Annotated in this window: 14 protein-coding genes; 11 read left to right on the top strand and 3 right to left on the bottom strand. The window is 29.2% G+C overall.

Annotated features, from left to right (window positions below; translation table 11 throughout):
* Positions 1-6 precede the first annotated feature (6 nt).
* From Q4A58_RS03475 to Q4A58_RS03525, 11 genes are all read left to right on the top strand, one after another.
* Positions 7-810: a TonB family protein gene (locus tag Q4A58_RS03475; protein WP_303116596.1), complete on the top strand. Its 804-nt coding sequence runs from the start codon at positions 7-9 to the stop codon at positions 808-810.
* 15 nt (positions 811-825) lie between these two features.
* Positions 826-2,220: a sigma-54 dependent transcriptional regulator gene (locus Q4A58_RS03480; RefSeq protein WP_303116597.1), complete on the top strand. Its 1,395-nt coding sequence runs from the start codon at positions 826-828 to the stop codon at positions 2,218-2,220.
* Positions 2,221-2,223: 3 nt separating this feature from the next.
* The gene (gene dnaX / locus Q4A58_RS03485) at positions 2,224-3,684 is read left to right on the top strand and encodes a DNA polymerase III subunit gamma/tau (protein WP_303116599.1); all 1,461 of its coding nucleotides are present in this window, start codon (positions 2,224-2,226) and stop codon (positions 3,682-3,684) included.
* A gap of 10 nt (positions 3,685-3,694) precedes the next feature.
* Positions 3,695-4,519 carry a hypothetical protein gene (locus tag Q4A58_RS03490; protein ID WP_303116601.1) on the top strand — a complete coding sequence of 275 codons (825 nt, stop codon included), beginning with the start codon at positions 3,695-3,697 and terminating at the stop codon, positions 4,517-4,519.
* Positions 4,520-4,580: 61 nt separating this feature from the next.
* On the top strand, positions 4,581-5,030 hold the full coding sequence (gene rplI / locus Q4A58_RS03495; RefSeq protein WP_303116602.1) for a 50S ribosomal protein L9: 450 nt from the start codon (positions 4,581-4,583) through the stop codon (positions 5,028-5,030).
* A gap of 11 nt (positions 5,031-5,041) precedes the next feature.
* Entirely contained in the window at positions 5,042-6,379 is a 1,338-nt protein-coding gene (gene dnaB / locus Q4A58_RS03500; RefSeq protein WP_303116604.1) for a replicative DNA helicase, read from the top strand.
* Between the two features lie 28 nt (positions 6,380-6,407).
* Positions 6,408-7,625: a U32 family peptidase gene (locus Q4A58_RS03505; protein WP_303116605.1), complete on the top strand. Its 1,218-nt coding sequence runs from the start codon at positions 6,408-6,410 to the stop codon at positions 7,623-7,625.
* A gap of 153 nt (positions 7,626-7,778) precedes the next feature.
* Entirely contained in the window at positions 7,779-8,648 is an 870-nt protein-coding gene (locus tag Q4A58_RS03510; protein ID WP_303116607.1) for a Rossmann-like and DUF2520 domain-containing protein, read from the top strand.
* Between the two features lie 25 nt (positions 8,649-8,673).
* Positions 8,674-9,543 carry a 3-methyl-2-oxobutanoate hydroxymethyltransferase gene (panB, locus tag Q4A58_RS03515; protein WP_303116608.1) on the top strand — a complete coding sequence of 290 codons (870 nt, stop codon included), beginning with the start codon at positions 8,674-8,676 and terminating at the stop codon, positions 9,541-9,543.
* Positions 9,544-9,604: 61 nt separating this feature from the next.
* Complete coding sequence (gene panC / locus Q4A58_RS03520) at positions 9,605-10,447, top strand: pantoate--beta-alanine ligase (RefSeq protein ID WP_303116610.1); 843 nt, start codon at positions 9,605-9,607, stop codon at positions 10,445-10,447.
* Between the two features lie 220 nt (positions 10,448-10,667).
* Positions 10,668-13,847 (top strand): autotransporter serine protease fusolisin, encoded by a 3,180-nt coding sequence (locus Q4A58_RS03525; RefSeq protein WP_303116612.1) that lies wholly within the window; start codon positions 10,668-10,670, stop codon positions 13,845-13,847.
* Between the two features lie 56 nt (positions 13,848-13,903).
* Here the strand turns inward: Q4A58_RS03525 and Q4A58_RS03530 are convergent, their stop codons facing one another.
* The 3 genes from Q4A58_RS03530 to yajC form a co-directional block, all read right to left on the bottom strand.
* Positions 13,904-14,320 (bottom strand): hypothetical protein, encoded by a 417-nt coding sequence (locus Q4A58_RS03530; RefSeq protein ID WP_303116614.1) that lies wholly within the window; start codon positions 14,318-14,320, stop codon positions 13,904-13,906.
* Positions 14,321-14,328: 8 nt separating this feature from the next.
* Complete coding sequence (locus Q4A58_RS03535) at positions 14,329-15,354, bottom strand: N-acetylmuramoyl-L-alanine amidase (protein ID WP_303116615.1); 1,026 nt, start codon at positions 15,352-15,354, stop codon at positions 14,329-14,331.
* Between the two features lie 93 nt (positions 15,355-15,447).
* Positions 15,448-15,723, bottom strand: a complete 276-nt coding sequence (gene yajC / locus Q4A58_RS03540; protein ID WP_303116617.1) for a preprotein translocase subunit YajC — start codon at positions 15,721-15,723, stop codon at positions 15,448-15,450.
* Positions 15,724-15,758: the final 35 nt, after the last annotated feature.

Raw genomic sequence — 15,758 nt, forward strand, 5'->3', positions numbered from 1 at the left:
TTACAGGTGGAAAAAAGAGATATAGTGGCATGGTTATTGTCAGTTATCATAAATTTATTATTACTTTTCTTTTTAACTTATAAACCTTTTATAAATGTAAAAGATATACAGGCTATAAAAGTGGGTTTAGTATCTTTAGATACAAAGGAAACGACAGCATTTAAAGGTGAAGAAAATAGAGATGCATTTAAAAAAGATTTAGAAGCAACTAAAGTAGAAGAAAAAAAAGAAGACACAGTAACAGAGGAAGTTAACAAAACAAAGGAAAAAAATGAACAAAAAGTTATTGAAAAAAATATAGATGAAAAAGCTGAAAAGACAGTAGCAGCAGTAGAAGAAGTGAAAAAAGAAAAGCCATCTTTAAAAGACTTAAAAAAATCTATTTCAGATTCAAAACCAGCTACTAAAAATCTAATACAAAAAGATAAAAGTTTTAATCCTAATGATGGGAATTTTGAGAATGTAGACAGAAAAGTAAGTATAAGTGAAAATTCTAATGGTTTAGTTTCTGGTGATATAAGTGGGACTTCAAATGGAGATGAAATTTTTATACTTTGGTCGAAGTCTAATAAAAATCCAAGTTTTCCTGATAAAGCAAAGATACAAGGTAAGACAGGAAATATGATTATAAAAATAGAAGTTGATCAAGCAGGAACAATACTTTCATATTCAATAGAAAAAGGAAGTGGAGTTCCAGAAATAGACTTAGCAGTAGAGAAGGTTATAGGAAGTTGGAATTTAAAGATGAAAAAAAATAATAAAATAATAGCGGGAGTTTTTAAATTAGATTATGAATTTGATTTTAAATAAGAGGGAGTGAAAATTATGTTATTACTAGGACTTAGACTAGATAACGAATTAAAGCTTGAATTTGAAAATAATTTTGAAAATGAACTTACATTTGTAGATAATGTTGTAGATTTTATGGATGCAATAAAATCTAAAAAATATGAAGTAGTATTAGTAGATGAAAAAAATTCAAAAGAAGATGTTTTAATAAATTTAATATCAAAAATAATTGAATTTCAAAAAAGAGTTGTAGTAATAGTATTAGGGGAAACTTCCAATTTAAAAATTATAGCAGGAAGTATAAAGGCAGGGGCCTATGACTACATATTAAAACCTGAAACACCAGAAAATATTGTAAAAATAGTTGAAAAATCTTTTAAAGATTATAAAGTCATGGCTGAGAGAGTTGATAAAACAAAAAGCACAGGTCAGAAACTTATAGGTAGAACTAAAAGTATGATAAATTTATATAAGGTTATTGGAAAGGTTGCAAATAATGGTGTTCCAGTTTTAGTGACTGGAGAAAGAGGAACAGGAAAAACAAGTGTGGCATCTGCAATACATCAATTTAGCTCATCTCATGATAAACCTCTTATAAGTGTAAATTGTAATTCTTATAGATCAGGACTTTTAGAGAGAAAATTATTTGGTTATGAAAAGGGTTCCTTTGAAGGAGCAGTTTTCAGCCAATTTGGAGAGTTAGAAAAGGCTGAAGGAGGTATACTTCATCTAGCTAATATAGAATCTTTAAGTCTGGATATGCAATCTAAAATACTATTTTTACTAGAAGAAAATAAATTTTTTAGATTAGGTGGAGCAGAACCTATAAATGCTTTTGTTAGGATAATAGCTAGTACAAGTGTAAACTTAGAAGATTTAATAAACAAGGGATTATTTATAGATGAACTTTATAGAAAATTAAAAGTTTTAGAAATTAATATACCTAATCTTAGAGATAGAAAAGAAGATATACCTTTTATAATTGATCATTATATAGCTGAATGTAATATGGAGCTTAATAAGAATGTAAAAGGTATAAGTAAGGCGGCATTAAAAAAGATAATGAGATATGATTGGCCAGGTAATGTCAATGAATTAAAAAATGCAATAAAATCAGCCGTAGCTATGTGTAGAGGAGGAAGTATTCTAATAGAAGACTTGCCTCCAAATGTTATGGGAGAAAAAGCTTTAGGTTTTAAAGATAGAGATGAGAATATATCCCTTGAAAGTTTAATAAGAAATGAAATAATACAACTAAAATCTTCTAAAAAGAAAGGAGATTATTATTTTGAAATTATTTCTAAGGTTGAAAAAGAATTAATAAAGCAAATTTTGGAAATGACAAATGGAAAGAAAGTTGAGACAGCTGAAATTTTAGGTATAACAAGAAATACACTTAGAACTAAAATGAATAATTATGATTTGGAGTAGATTATGCATATTACACTTTATAGAAAATATAGACCATCAAGTTTTACTGAAATAAGTGGAGAAAGTGATATAGTAAGGAGCCTTAAATTGTCGCTAAAAAATAAATCTACATCACATGCCTATCTTTTTTCTGGACCTAGAGGAACAGGGAAAACAACAACAGCAAGACTTATTGCTAAAGGGGTTAATTGTCTAGATTTAGGTGAAGATGGAGAGCCATGTAATAAATGTAAAAATTGTATTTCTATGAATGAAGGAAGATTTTCTGATTTAATAGAGATAGATGCGGCATCAAATAGAAGCATAGATGAAATAAGAGCCTTAAAAGAAAAAATAAATTATCAACCTGTTGAAGGCTTAAAGAAGGTTTACATAATAGATGAGGCACATATGCTTACAAAGGAAGCTTTCAATGCTTTATTAAAAACTTTGGAGGAGCCACCTTCGCATGTTATTTTTATTTTGGCAACAACTGAATTAGAAAAAATTTTACCGACTATAATTTCTCGGTGTCAGAGATATGATTTTAAAAGTTTAGATTTAGATGAGATGAAACAGAGATTAAAATTCATATTAAGTGAAGAAGGAATTGAAATGACAGACGATGTTTTTCCATTGATTCATGAAAATTCATCTGGCAGTATGAGAGATTCCATATCAATATTAGAGAGATTAATTATAAGTACAAATGAAAAACAGATAGATCTAAAGTTAGCTGAAGAAACATTAGGTCTAACACCCAGTGAAAGAATAAAAAAATTTTTAGATAAGTTATTAACAGCTAATGAATATGATATAATAAATGAATTAGAAACTTTATCTGCAGAATCTTTTGATATAGAATTATTTTTTAAAGACTTAGCGAAATATATAAAAAATTCTATGATAAAAAAAGAAATAGAAACAGACTTAGCATTTAAAATAATATCTATAATTTATGATATAATTGGAAAGTTTAAATTTGAAGATAATAAAAAACTAATAGGTTATGTAATTGTTTCGGATATTTTATCAACTATGGAAGATAGAAAAAACTTGTTAAATCCTAATAAAACTCTATATGTCGTGGAAAAAAAAGAAAGTTTAATTAAAGAGGATACAGGTATAAATTCCACGGATAAAATAAAGATAGACATAAATGAAATAAAAAGTTCTTGGAAAAATTTACTTGTAGAAGCAAGTAAGAGGAGAATTTCCTATAGAGTATTTCTCATGTATGCAGAAGTAAAGTCGCTTGTGGATAATGTACTAACAATATGCTATGATTATAAATACAGTTATGCAAAAGAGCAAATGGAAACAAATGAATATGGGGAAGAATTTTTAAATATCATTAGGGAATTTTTTAAAGAAGAAAATCTAGTTGTAAAATATGTTTTAACTGGAAAAAAAATGAATCAAGGACAAGGAGATTCAGAATTTCATAAGAAAGTAAAAGATTTTTTTGAAGGAAATATTAGCTGAGGGGGGCTAAATGACAATTTTAACACCAATAGTATCAGTGCTAACTATATTGGCATATTTTATTTTATCAATTTTTATGCCAATTTTTGGATATTTAGTACCATACTATAAAATAAAAAAAGTGAATATATTTGGAAGTAAATACAGATTAATAGTGAATTTATCAGTTGCTTTAATTCTTTATATAATTAATATAAAGATATTGATAATATATTTAATTTATCCATTTTTAACTGAATTTTTATTCTATTTAATATTAAGAATTAAGGCTAAGATAAAAACTTTTGATAAAGTAGTTATAATGTCGCTTATATCAACTTTAATAATAACTACAATTATTTATTATAATAGACTCTATTTAGAAAATATAGTAGAAGAAGCTTTTAAAGCTAGTGAACTGACTTTAAATATGGATGTTAGAGATTTATATACTACATTTTTGCAATTAAGGAAAAACCTTGTATCCTCAATTTTTTCATATTTATTTATAGCTAATATATTTTTATTTCTAACTTTATTACCTAATACTTATGAAGTATGGAAAATATCACCATATTGGTTAGTACCATTTATGTTAATAATAGTATTAAATAAGGTTTCTGGACTTGTTTTAAATGAGTTTTTTAGTGAAAATGTAATAGCAATAGTGAGGTATATTTATACATGGTATGGTGTGAAAACTCTATATTTATTGAGCACTAAAGTTGGTATAAAGTTTAATCTATTAAAACATACTTTGAGTATAGTCTTAGCTATAATTTATCCACTGCCTGTTTTTGTGCTTGGAGCTTTAGCAAGTTTTGATATAGTTGAGGTAGAAACAATAAAAATATAACTTTGTTTCTATTTTTTAAAGTAAAGTCAAGTTTTTGATAAAAGATAATGGAGGTATATAAATGGCAAAAATACAAGTAATTTTATTAGAGGATGTGGCAGGACAAGGAAGAAAAGGACAAATAATCACGGTTTCAGATGGATATGCCCATAATTTTTTAATAAAGAATAAAAAGGGAGTTCTTGCTACTGAAGAGGAATTAAAAAAAATAGAGAATAAAAAGAAAAAAGAAGAAAAGAAATTTGAGGAGGATAGACAAAAGTCATTAGAAATAAAAAAGATTTTAGAAAGTAAAGCTCTTACAATAGCTGCGAAATGTGGAGAAAATGGGAAACTATTTGGTGCTATAACTAATAAAGAAATTGTGGCAGTAATTAAAGATGAGTTTGGGCTTGATATAGATAAGAAAAAAATAGAGGCAAATATTAAAGGTTTAGGTGCAGATGAGGTAACTATAAAGTTATTTACTGATATAAAAGCAATTCTAAAAGTTAATATATTAGCAAAATAGAGGAAATAGAGATGGATAGTGAAAATTTAAAAAAAATTCCATACAGTGTAGAAGCTGAAAAAGCTCTGTTAGGAGGTATATTTTATAATACTGATCTTTTTGGTGAAATAATAGAAATTTTAAAAGAGGAAGATTTCTATAAAAAAGAATATTCTACTATTTTTAGAGCTATGATGGAAATTTATTCAGAAGGAAAGACCATAGATCCAATTCTAGTTAATGAAGTTAGTAAAAAGATAAATAAATTTATAGGAACTACCATTGAAGATGCATTAAATGAAATTACAGAGGAAATAACAAGCTCTTATAATTTAATTGAATATGCGGAACTTATCAAAGAGAAATCTGTACTTAGAAAACTTGGAAGTATAGGGACTAAAATAACTGAAATAGCTTATAAAGATGATAGAGCTTCTGAGGATGTTGTTGATGAAGCAGAATCTTTGGTATTAAATCTTTCTAATAAAGTTAGCAAAAAAGAAATCATACCTATTAAAACAGCCTCATTAGATGAAATAAGAAGACTTGAAAAGGTTTTCCAAAATAAAGGAAAACCAGTTGGTTTAAGTACGGGTTTTATCGACCTAGATCATATGACAAGTGGTTTAAATAATTCAGATCTTATAATCTTAGCAGCTAGACCAGCAATGGGAAAAACAGCTTTTTCTCTTAATTTACTTTTAAATGTGGCTAAGATAGAAAACAAATCTGTTTTATTTTTTAGTTTAGAAATGTCAAGTTCACAGTTATATCAAAGGCTTTTAGCTATTGAGGCTGGAGTGCCTTTGAAAAACATAAGAAATGGTTATTTAAATGAAGATGAATGGCAAAATATTGGTATAGCAACTGGAAGGTTATCAAATACTAAAATTTTTATAGGAGATCTTCCTAATGTAACAGTTTTGGAAATAAGATCTCTAGCTAGAAAATTAAAAAGTAGGGGAGAACTTGATTTAATTGTTATAGACTATCTTCAACTTATAAAAGGAAGTGGAAGAGGCGGAGAAAATAGACAGCAAGAAATTTCTGATATATCAAGGGCATTAAAAGGTTTGGCTAGAGAGTTAGATATTCCAATAGTTGCTCTTTCACAACTTTCAAGAGCGGTTGAGTCCAGAATGGATAAAAGACCAATGCTTTCAGATTTAAGAGAATCTGGAGCTATAGAGCAGGATGCAGATATAGTTGCATTTTTATATAGAGAGGAATATTATATACCAGAAACTGAAAATAAAGGAATAACCGAACTTATTATAGGGAAACAAAGAAATGGTTCAACAGGAACTGTTAAACTTAATTTCCTAGAAGCATTTACAAAATTTACAAGTTATACAGATAAAGTAAAATAGAAAAGAAATTTTTAGAAGGGATGATATTTTGAAAAAAGTAGAACTACTGGCACCTGCTGGTAATATGGAAAAATTTAAAATGGCTATACATTATGGAGCAGATGCCGTATTTTTAGGTGGAAAAATGTTTAACTTAAGGGCAGGTAGCAATAATTTTTCAGATGAAGAATTGACAGAAGCAGTTAACTATGCACATGAAAGAGAAAGAAGAGTTTATGTAACCCTTAATATAATTCCGCATAATGATGAGCTGGAAGAATTACCAGACTATGTGAAGTTTTTAGAAAAAATTGGAGTGGATGGAGTAATTGTTGCAGATTTAGGAGTATTTCAAGTAGTTAAGGAAAATTCTAATTTAAATATAAGTATCAGTACACAAGCAAGTAATACTAACTGGAGATCAGTTAAGATGTGGAAGGATATGGGAGCAAAAAGAGTTGTATTAGCTAGAGAAATATCACTTGCCAATATAGCAGAGATAAGGCAGAAAGTTCCAGATATAGAGCTTGAAGTTTTTGTACATGGCGCAATGTGTATGGCAATTTCTGGAAGATGTTTACTTAGCAATTATATGACGGGAAGAGATGCTAATAGAGGGGATTGTGCACAAGCTTGTAGATGGAAATATTCTTTAGTTGAAGAAACAAGACCAGGAGAAACTATTCCAGTTTTTGAAGATGAACATGGGACTTATATATTTAATTCAAAAGACTTATGTACTATAGAAATTTTAGATAAAATTTTAGATATAGGAGTAGATTCTTTAAAAATCGAAGGTAGAATGAAGGGAATTTACTATGTATCAAACGCAGTAAAGGTATATAAAGATGCTCTTAATTCTTATTACAGCGGAAAATACGAATACAATCCTAAATGGAGAGAAGAATTGGAATCAATTTCAAATAGATCATATACTGAAGGTTTTTATCATGGTAAAGCTGGAGTGGAATCATTAAATTATAATAATAGAAATTCTTATAGTCAAACACATAAACTGGTTGCAAAAGTAGAGCAAAAACTAAGTGACAATGAGTATATCTTAGCTATAAGAAATAAATTATATGTTGGACAAATAGTTGAAATAGTTAGTCCTGGTATAGAAGTAAGGGAGTTTATAATACCTGAGATGATAAGAATAGACAGAGGGCCAGAAGAAATAGTGGAATCAGCGAATCCAAATTCTTTTGTTAGAATAAAAACAGATGTAAAGCTAGACGAGCTAGATATGATGAGAATAATTTTATAAAACATAAAAATACATAGAATAGATATTAATTTTACATCAGATAAGCCCTGTTGTACATAGATTATAGTTTATAAATACTCAAAGGAGAATATAAAAAAATACAATTTAATAGTGAAAATATTACTTTGGTTCGTAAGATAGGGATGGTGAAAAATGAATATTGGATTTATTGGAGCGGGCAAAGTTTGTCATGCTCTTTCTTTTTACCTTAAAAAGAAACATTGTGTAAAAGGAATCTACTCAAAATTTTTTGATGATGCTAAAGACCTAGCAGAAAAACTTGAAACAAAGGCATATAACAAATTAGAAGAATTAGTTCTAAGTTCTGAGTTAATTTTTATTTCAACAAATGACAGTCAGATTAAAGAAGTTGCAGATACTATAGCAGAATTAGATTTGGATATATCTAATAAAAGTTTTGCACATTTGTCTGGTTCTTTAGCCTCGACAGAACTTCAATTACTTTTTGATAGAGGGGCAAAAATTTTTAGTTTTCATCCTTTACAATCTTTTTCAGATTCACAAATAGCAATTCAGCAGCTAGCAAATACAGTTTTTACTGTTGAAGGACAGGGAGAGTATGAAATAATTGTTGAAGAACTGCTAAAAACTTATGCTAATGAATATATAAAAATTTCAACAGATAATAAGGCACTTTATCATATTGCAGCAGTTATTTTATCTAATTATTTAGTAACTTTATATGGCTTATCAGAACAGATACTTAAAGATATTGGTATAAATTCGAAGCAAGCTCAGCAGCTTTTAATGCCACTTTTAAATTCAACTGTAAATAATATCAGTGAAAAAGGATTCAATGCCCTAACGGGACCTCTTGAGCGAGGAGATTTGTTAACAATTAAACATCATTTGAAAAATTTAAAAAATAACTTACATATAGAGAAAGTTTACAGGAGTTTAGGTTTAGAAACATTAAATTTACTCAGAGGAAATGGAAGAACAATTTCTGAAGATTTATTAAAACTTTTTTTAGAAGATGATTTAAATGAAGAACATAATTAAATAAAAAAGATAGATGGGAGGAATTATGCGAAAAAAAATAACAACAAGGAGCTTTCAAAAATTTAAAGAGACTGGGAAAAAAATTACAATGATGACAGCCTATGATTATTCAACAGCAAAATTAATTGATGAAGCAGGAATTGATTCAATTTTAGTTGGAGATTCACTTGGAAATGTTATACTGGGCTATGATGATACGATTTATGTAACTATGGAAGATATGATTCATCATATAAAAGCTGTTGCAAGAGGGGCAAAAAATGCACTTATAATTGGAGATATGCCTTATCTTTCATACCATGGAGATGTCAATGAAGCTGTTAAAAATGCAGGACGTCTGATCCAAGAAGGCCATGCACAGGCAGTAAAGTTAGAAGGTGGACGTGAAATTTTAGATGTTGTGCATGCACTTGTAAGAGCAAAAATTCCTGTAGTTGGTCATATTGGGCTTACGCCTCAGTCTGTTAATCAAATGGGAGGGTATCTTATTCAGGGAAAAAAAGCAGAGGATGCTCAAAGATTACTTGAAGAGGCAAAGCTTTTAGATGAAGCAGGTGTATTTGCTCTTGTAATTGAATGTGTACCTAAGCAAGTAGCTGAAAAAATAACTGAAATAGTAAAATGTCCAACAATAGGAATTGGAGCAGGAAATGTTACAGATGGACAAGTTCTTGTATCTAATGATGCTTTTGGTACTTATTCAGATAAATCACCATCTTTTGTTCGTGTATTTGGTAATGTTGGAGAAGTTATAAAAACATCAACTAAAAATTTTATTGAGGCAGTTGAAAAAGGAGAATTTCCAAATGATAAGGAAAGTTACCATATAGGTGAGCAAGAGGCAGAAGAATGGTGTAAACTATACGGTGAACAGAATACAGCATCGAAAGATTAGAGATAAATTTACTTAAAAATTTATATAATTAGAGTAATTTATTTATCTGAAAGGAAAAAATATGAGAATAATAGATAATTTAAAAGAACTAAAGCAATTTGTGAAAGAGCAGAAGATGTCAGGAAAAAGTATAGGGCTTGTTCCAACAATGGGATATTTACATGAAGGTCATCAAGCACTTATGAAAAAAGCTAGGGGAGAAAATGATATTGTTATAGTATCAGATTTTGTTAATCCCATTCAGTTTGGACCTAATGAAGATTATGATGCTTATCCTAGAAATTTGGAACATGATAAAGAAAAATGTCTGGAACAGGGAGTGGATATTCTTTTTGTTCCATCAGTAGAAGAGATGTATCCTAGAAATTATTCAAGCTATGTGAATGTAGAAAATTTAACTGATAATTTATGTGGAGCACAAAGACCAGGTCATTTTAAAGGGGTTTGCACAGTTGTACTTAAGTTATTTAATATTACAAAAGCAGATAGAGCTTATTTTGGAAAAAAAGATATTCAACAGCTTATGATTATTCGGCGTATGGTTAAGGATTTTGATTTGGACATTGAAGTGATAGCTTTACCTATTATTAGGGAAGATGATGGACTAGCTAAAAGTTCACGTAATAAATACCTTTCATCTGAACAGAGAAGCGATGCTCTTTCCCTTTCGAAAGCTCTTCAATTAGGAAAAAATATGATTGAACAAGGAGAGAAAAATACAAAAGTTATTAAGGAAGCTATGAAAGAGTTATTTGATAGATTGAATTGTACAATTGACTACATCAAAATTGTTGATGGAGAAACACTTAAAGATGTAGAGAACATAACAGGACCATCTATCATAGCATTAGCAATTAAATTTGGAACAACACGTTTAATAGATAATATTACAATAGGATTTTAGTAAAAATAGAAATAGGACTATTAAAATTAACTTGATTGTTAAAATATATAAGTCCTATTTTTTATTAAAGAATCAATTATGAAACATTATAAAAGCAAATAAAAAACAAAGTTAAAGAAATAAAAAATAAATTCTTGCAATTATATATAATCTATACTATAATTTGCAGGTTAAAAATTTTATAGTGAATATGACTTATAAGTAATTAAAGGGAGATAAAATGAAAAATAAAAAAAGAAAATTAAAAGAACAGATGATATTGGCAGCGGCTATATGCTTAGTCTTCACAGCTTGTGGTGGCGGAGGCGGAGGTGGTGGAGGCGGTGGAAGTACTAATCTACCAATAAGACCAGAACAGTCAGTGCCTAGTGTACCTAAAAAGAATATGCCTGATAATGCCTCAGTACCAAATGAACAAAATAAAGGACATAATCCAGCATTACCAAATGCTCCTGAAGGAAATAAGGGAATGCCAGATATTAATAATAATGACTTAGAACCTAGAAATCCAAATGTTATTCCATTGGATCCAAAAATTCCTATGCAGGGCTCTTTTATGGAGCTTCGTAAGAAATTAGGAGAAGAAGGATTTAAAAATGCTTTATTAGCAGCTAGAAGTAAATCAACTGAAGCTATTCCAACAGATAGTAGACATCTAAATGGTTCAACTCAAAAAGTAGCGGTATTAGATTCAAATTTCTCTAGACATGAAGCAGAGTTAAGAAAAAAATACCCTCAATTAGAAATTGTTAAAACTGGTGGAAACAATAGTGAGCATGGAGAAGAAGTTCTTTTTACTTTAATGGAGAATGGTGCAAAATTTAAGCCAATTCTTGCAGGAATAGGAAGAGCTGGAACTGAAGGAGAAATTTCACTACCTACTAAAGAACTTTATGAACAAATTATAGGAAAAATGGAAAATCAAAAAATAAAGGTGTTTAATCAATCTTTTGCAGTAGTAAGTGAAATGATTAATTTTAAATCAGATATGGGAGTAAGTGATTTTAGAGTTGCTCTTTCAGGAAAAAGTGGAAATATACAAGAAGTTATAAAAGATGGAGAAGAATTAGTAAAATTTTATGAAAAAGAGGTAAATAATAACACTATCTTTGTATGGGCAAATGGAAATACAATAAGTGTAGGTGGAAATACAGTACAACCAATGAATGCTTTTTTAAACCCAGGATTACCTAAATTTAGATCTGAGTTAGAAAAAGGATGGATAACTGCAGTTGGAATACAAGAAAAAAATGATAATGGAGAATTAAATATACATTATAGAAGTCATCTTGCATATCCTGGAGCTGCAAAGTGGTGGGCTATTTCTGCCAATGCTAAAACTATATATGAAACAAAAATAGTTCATGGTTCATCATATGCGGCGCCAAGGGTTTCAAGAGCAGCAGCCTTAGTTGCAGAAAAATTTCCTTGGATGACTAATGAACAAGTTAGACAAACTCTATTCACTACAACTGATAGAACAGAAATTTCTTCTGACATTAAGGGAGAAGATAGAAGAAATATTTTTGTAGGTCAAGAACCAGATTATAAATATGGTTGGGGAATGTTAAATACAGAGAGGGCTTTAAAAGGTCCAGGTTCTTTTGTAAATACATTATCTCAATATAAACATTCAGCTAATTCAAATAATATGTTTAATGCCAATGTTCCAGAAGGAATAACTTCATATTTTGAAAATGATATTTATGGTAATGGAGGCTTAAATAAATTAGGAAAAGGAACTCTTCACCTAACAGGTAATAACTCTTATTTAAGAGGAAGTACAGTTACAGAAGGTACTCTTGAGATTCATAAAATACATGCAGAGAAAGTGACAGTAAATCTTAATGGAGAATTAAAATTACATAGTAAATCTATTATAGGATATAGAAATGATATTTATATGGGTGAAATTGATGAAAATGATATAAAGCCTTCTAATATAGCTTCAAAAAATGTTGAAAACTATGGAACAGTGAAGTTTTTAGGAAGTGGTATTAATATAGATGGTAAAAACTTTAAAGGAACAGCTATAATTGGTGGAGATTATATAGCACATCCAGATTCTAAAACGGAACTAGATTTTAGTTCAGAAGTAGCTGTTTTAGGTAATGTAAATATTAATGGAAAAGTGCAAGTATTATCAGATAAATATATAGCTGGAACTGTTAGTAAAACATTGATGAGTGCAAAGGAAATAAAAGGAAGTATTGAAAATGTATCAACTGAAGGAATGAGAGTTGCAAGTGTAGAAGCAAATGATGGAAAATTAGTTGCAGAATTATCAAGACAAAATCCAGTTGACTATATAGGAAATGCAGAAGAATCATCAAAAAATGTAGCACAAAATGTAGAAAATGTATTTGCCGATCTTGACCAAAAAGTGAAAGCTGGTACAGCAAGTCAAGAAGAATTAACTATGGCTGCTACAATGCAAAGTATGTCGACAATGGCATTTACAAGGGCAACAGAAATGATGTCAGGAGAGATATATGCATCAGCTCAGGCTCTAACTTTTTCACAGGCACAAAATATAAATAGAGATCTATCAAATAGATTAGCAGGTTTAGGTAACTTAAAACTTTCAAATGGAGAGAGTCAAGCTTGGTTTTCAGCTATAGGAAGTGATGGAAAATTAAGAAGAGATGGCTATGCTTCAGCAGACACTCGTGTAACAGGTGGACAATTTGGACTTGATAAGAAATTTAACAGCAATACTAATCTAGGTGTTGCATTAGCATATTCATATGCGAAAGCAGATTTTAATCGTTATGCAGGAAATTCGAAAAGTGATATGGTAGGAATATCGCTATATGGAAAGAAAGATTTAGCAAATAATTTCTATACAGCAGGTAGAGTAGGTATATCACATGTATCAACAAAAGTTGAGAGAGAACTAATAGATGGTTTAGGAAATACAGTGCAAGGAAGAGTAAAACATGATGATATAATGAGTTCAGTTTATTTGGAGGTTGGAAAGAAATTTGGATGGTTAACACCATTTATAGGATATTCACAAGATTATTTGAAGAGAGGAAGTTTTTCAGAATCAAATGCAGCATGGGGAATACATGCAGATTCAAAGAATTATTGGAGTTCAAATTTCTTAGTAGGACTTAGAGCAGAATTTGCGCTAAATAAATATAAATTCCAATCATATGTAACTCAAGCAATAAATGTAGGTAAAAGAGAATTGACTTATGAAGGTCATTTCACAGGAAATACAACAAAGCAAAAATATCGTGGTGTAAAACAAGCGAAAAATACAACATGGTTAGGTGTAGGACTATTTAGAGAAATAACACCAAACTTTGGAATTTATGGAAATGTAGACTTTAGAGTAGAAGATGGAAAGAGAGCAGACTCAGTGTTCTCAGCAGGACTACAATATAAATTTTAAAAAAATAGAGGCTATTGCATTTTAAAGAGAATTTAAGTTGCAATAGCCTCTTATTTTTATATAAATTTTATATCTGAAATATCTAACAATTCAAATGTAGTTTTTTGGATGGCTTCCTTTAATATGGGATTCAAATCTTTGGTGTTAAACTGAAAATAGATTGAAGAATTAGAAAAATAAATATTTAAAAGAGTAGGTTTATTACTTATAAGCGATTTATTAATTAAATTTTCAATAGCTATTTTCAATAAGTTTGAATAAGAATCCTCAGCAACAGTAATGGTATAAGCTTCAATAAGATCATCTTTAACATAATAAGCTTGTACGTCCATAGTTCTTGTGCTTTTTTGTATTGTTTTAACTTCAACCTCAGAAATTTTATTCTTTGATGGTAATGAAATATAAAATATAGATAAAAGTAAAAATAATGTAAGTAAAATAAATGAAAATTTGTATTTTTTTAGATTCTCCATAAATTCTCCTAATCAAAATAATTTCTAATAGAGTCAGCAATTTCAATAGCTATTTTTTTCTGAGCATCAGAATTAGTTATAATCTCTCTATCTCCAGAGTTACTAACGAAGCCGACTTCAATTAAAATACTAGGTCCGTTAAAACCTCTAAGTACGGCAAAATTTGCACCATGTATACCTCCATTTCGAAGATTAACTGAAGTTGCAATATTATCAACGATGTCTTGGGCTAAGCTTATAGAATTTTCTTGATTTTTTTTATAGGCAAGTTCGCCAGAAATTTGAACTATATCATTGGTATTTTCTCCGTATTTTTCGCCAAAGCTATTTTCAAAATTTGCTATTCTTTCTGCATAGGGAGAAGATTTTCTGGAGAAATAGAATACTTCCACTCCATGAGCCTTTGTGTTGGTAGAAGCATTTGCATGCACACTTACAAAAAGTTTTGCTTTTGCATTATTTGCCATTTTAGATCTATCGTGAAGTTTGATAAAAACATCCTTATCTCTTGTCATAAGTATATTAAAATCTTTTGCAAGTTCTTCTCTTAAATGCTTAGAAATAGCAAAAACAATGTCTTTTTCATAAACTTTACCTCTTACAGCTCCAGGATCTTTACCTCCATGACCTGGGTCTATAACGATTAAATGCTTATTTTTATTTGTTTTATATAGAGAAAGATCAATTTTTTTGTTAGTGCTATTTATAATATAAGAAATTTTAGGAAAAAGCTGTAGGGTAATAAACAGAGCATTTTCAGCTTTACTTATGTTTAAATCTTCAAAATAACCTGATTTCTTCATCTTTTCTTCTAATTCATTTGTAAATTTATCCACAGATTTTTTATCCAAGTTCAGGATTTCAATATAGATAAGTCTTGTATCTTCATCAGCACTGACAATATAGTCGCTATCTTTTAATTCGGAAAAATCTACAGAAAAATTGTTTAAATTTAAATTGATTTTATTTATTTTTGCTGCAAACAAAAAAGTGGAAAAGAATATAAATAAAATAAAAGTAAAAATTCGTTTCATAAAATAATCCCCTTCATAATAAGAAAAAGGTGTTGCAAGCTTAACTAATTAATAAGATGCAACAACCCAATTTCAAATTTGTGTTATTTTCTTTTAAGAGTTAAGAACAGATGATATAGCAGACTTTCTAAGAGTTAGTTTAACTCCCTTATCCACTCTGATTTCAACATATTCTTCACCAACAAAAGCGATAGTCCCTTTTATTCCACCTATAGTTAAAACTTCTACACCTTCTTTTAATGAATTATAAAGTTCTTGTTGCTGTTTTTGCTTTTTCTTATTAGGTCTCATAACCAAGAAGTAAAAAATCAAAACCCATACAACTATAATAATGATTGTACTACCATATTTTGCGTAAAGCTCTTGCATTTGTGTTCCTCCTATAAATTTTACTAAAATAATTT

The organism is Fusobacterium sp. (genome assembly GCF_030528405.1).
Classification (GTDB): Bacteria; Fusobacteriota; Fusobacteriia; order Fusobacteriales; family Fusobacteriaceae; genus Fusobacterium.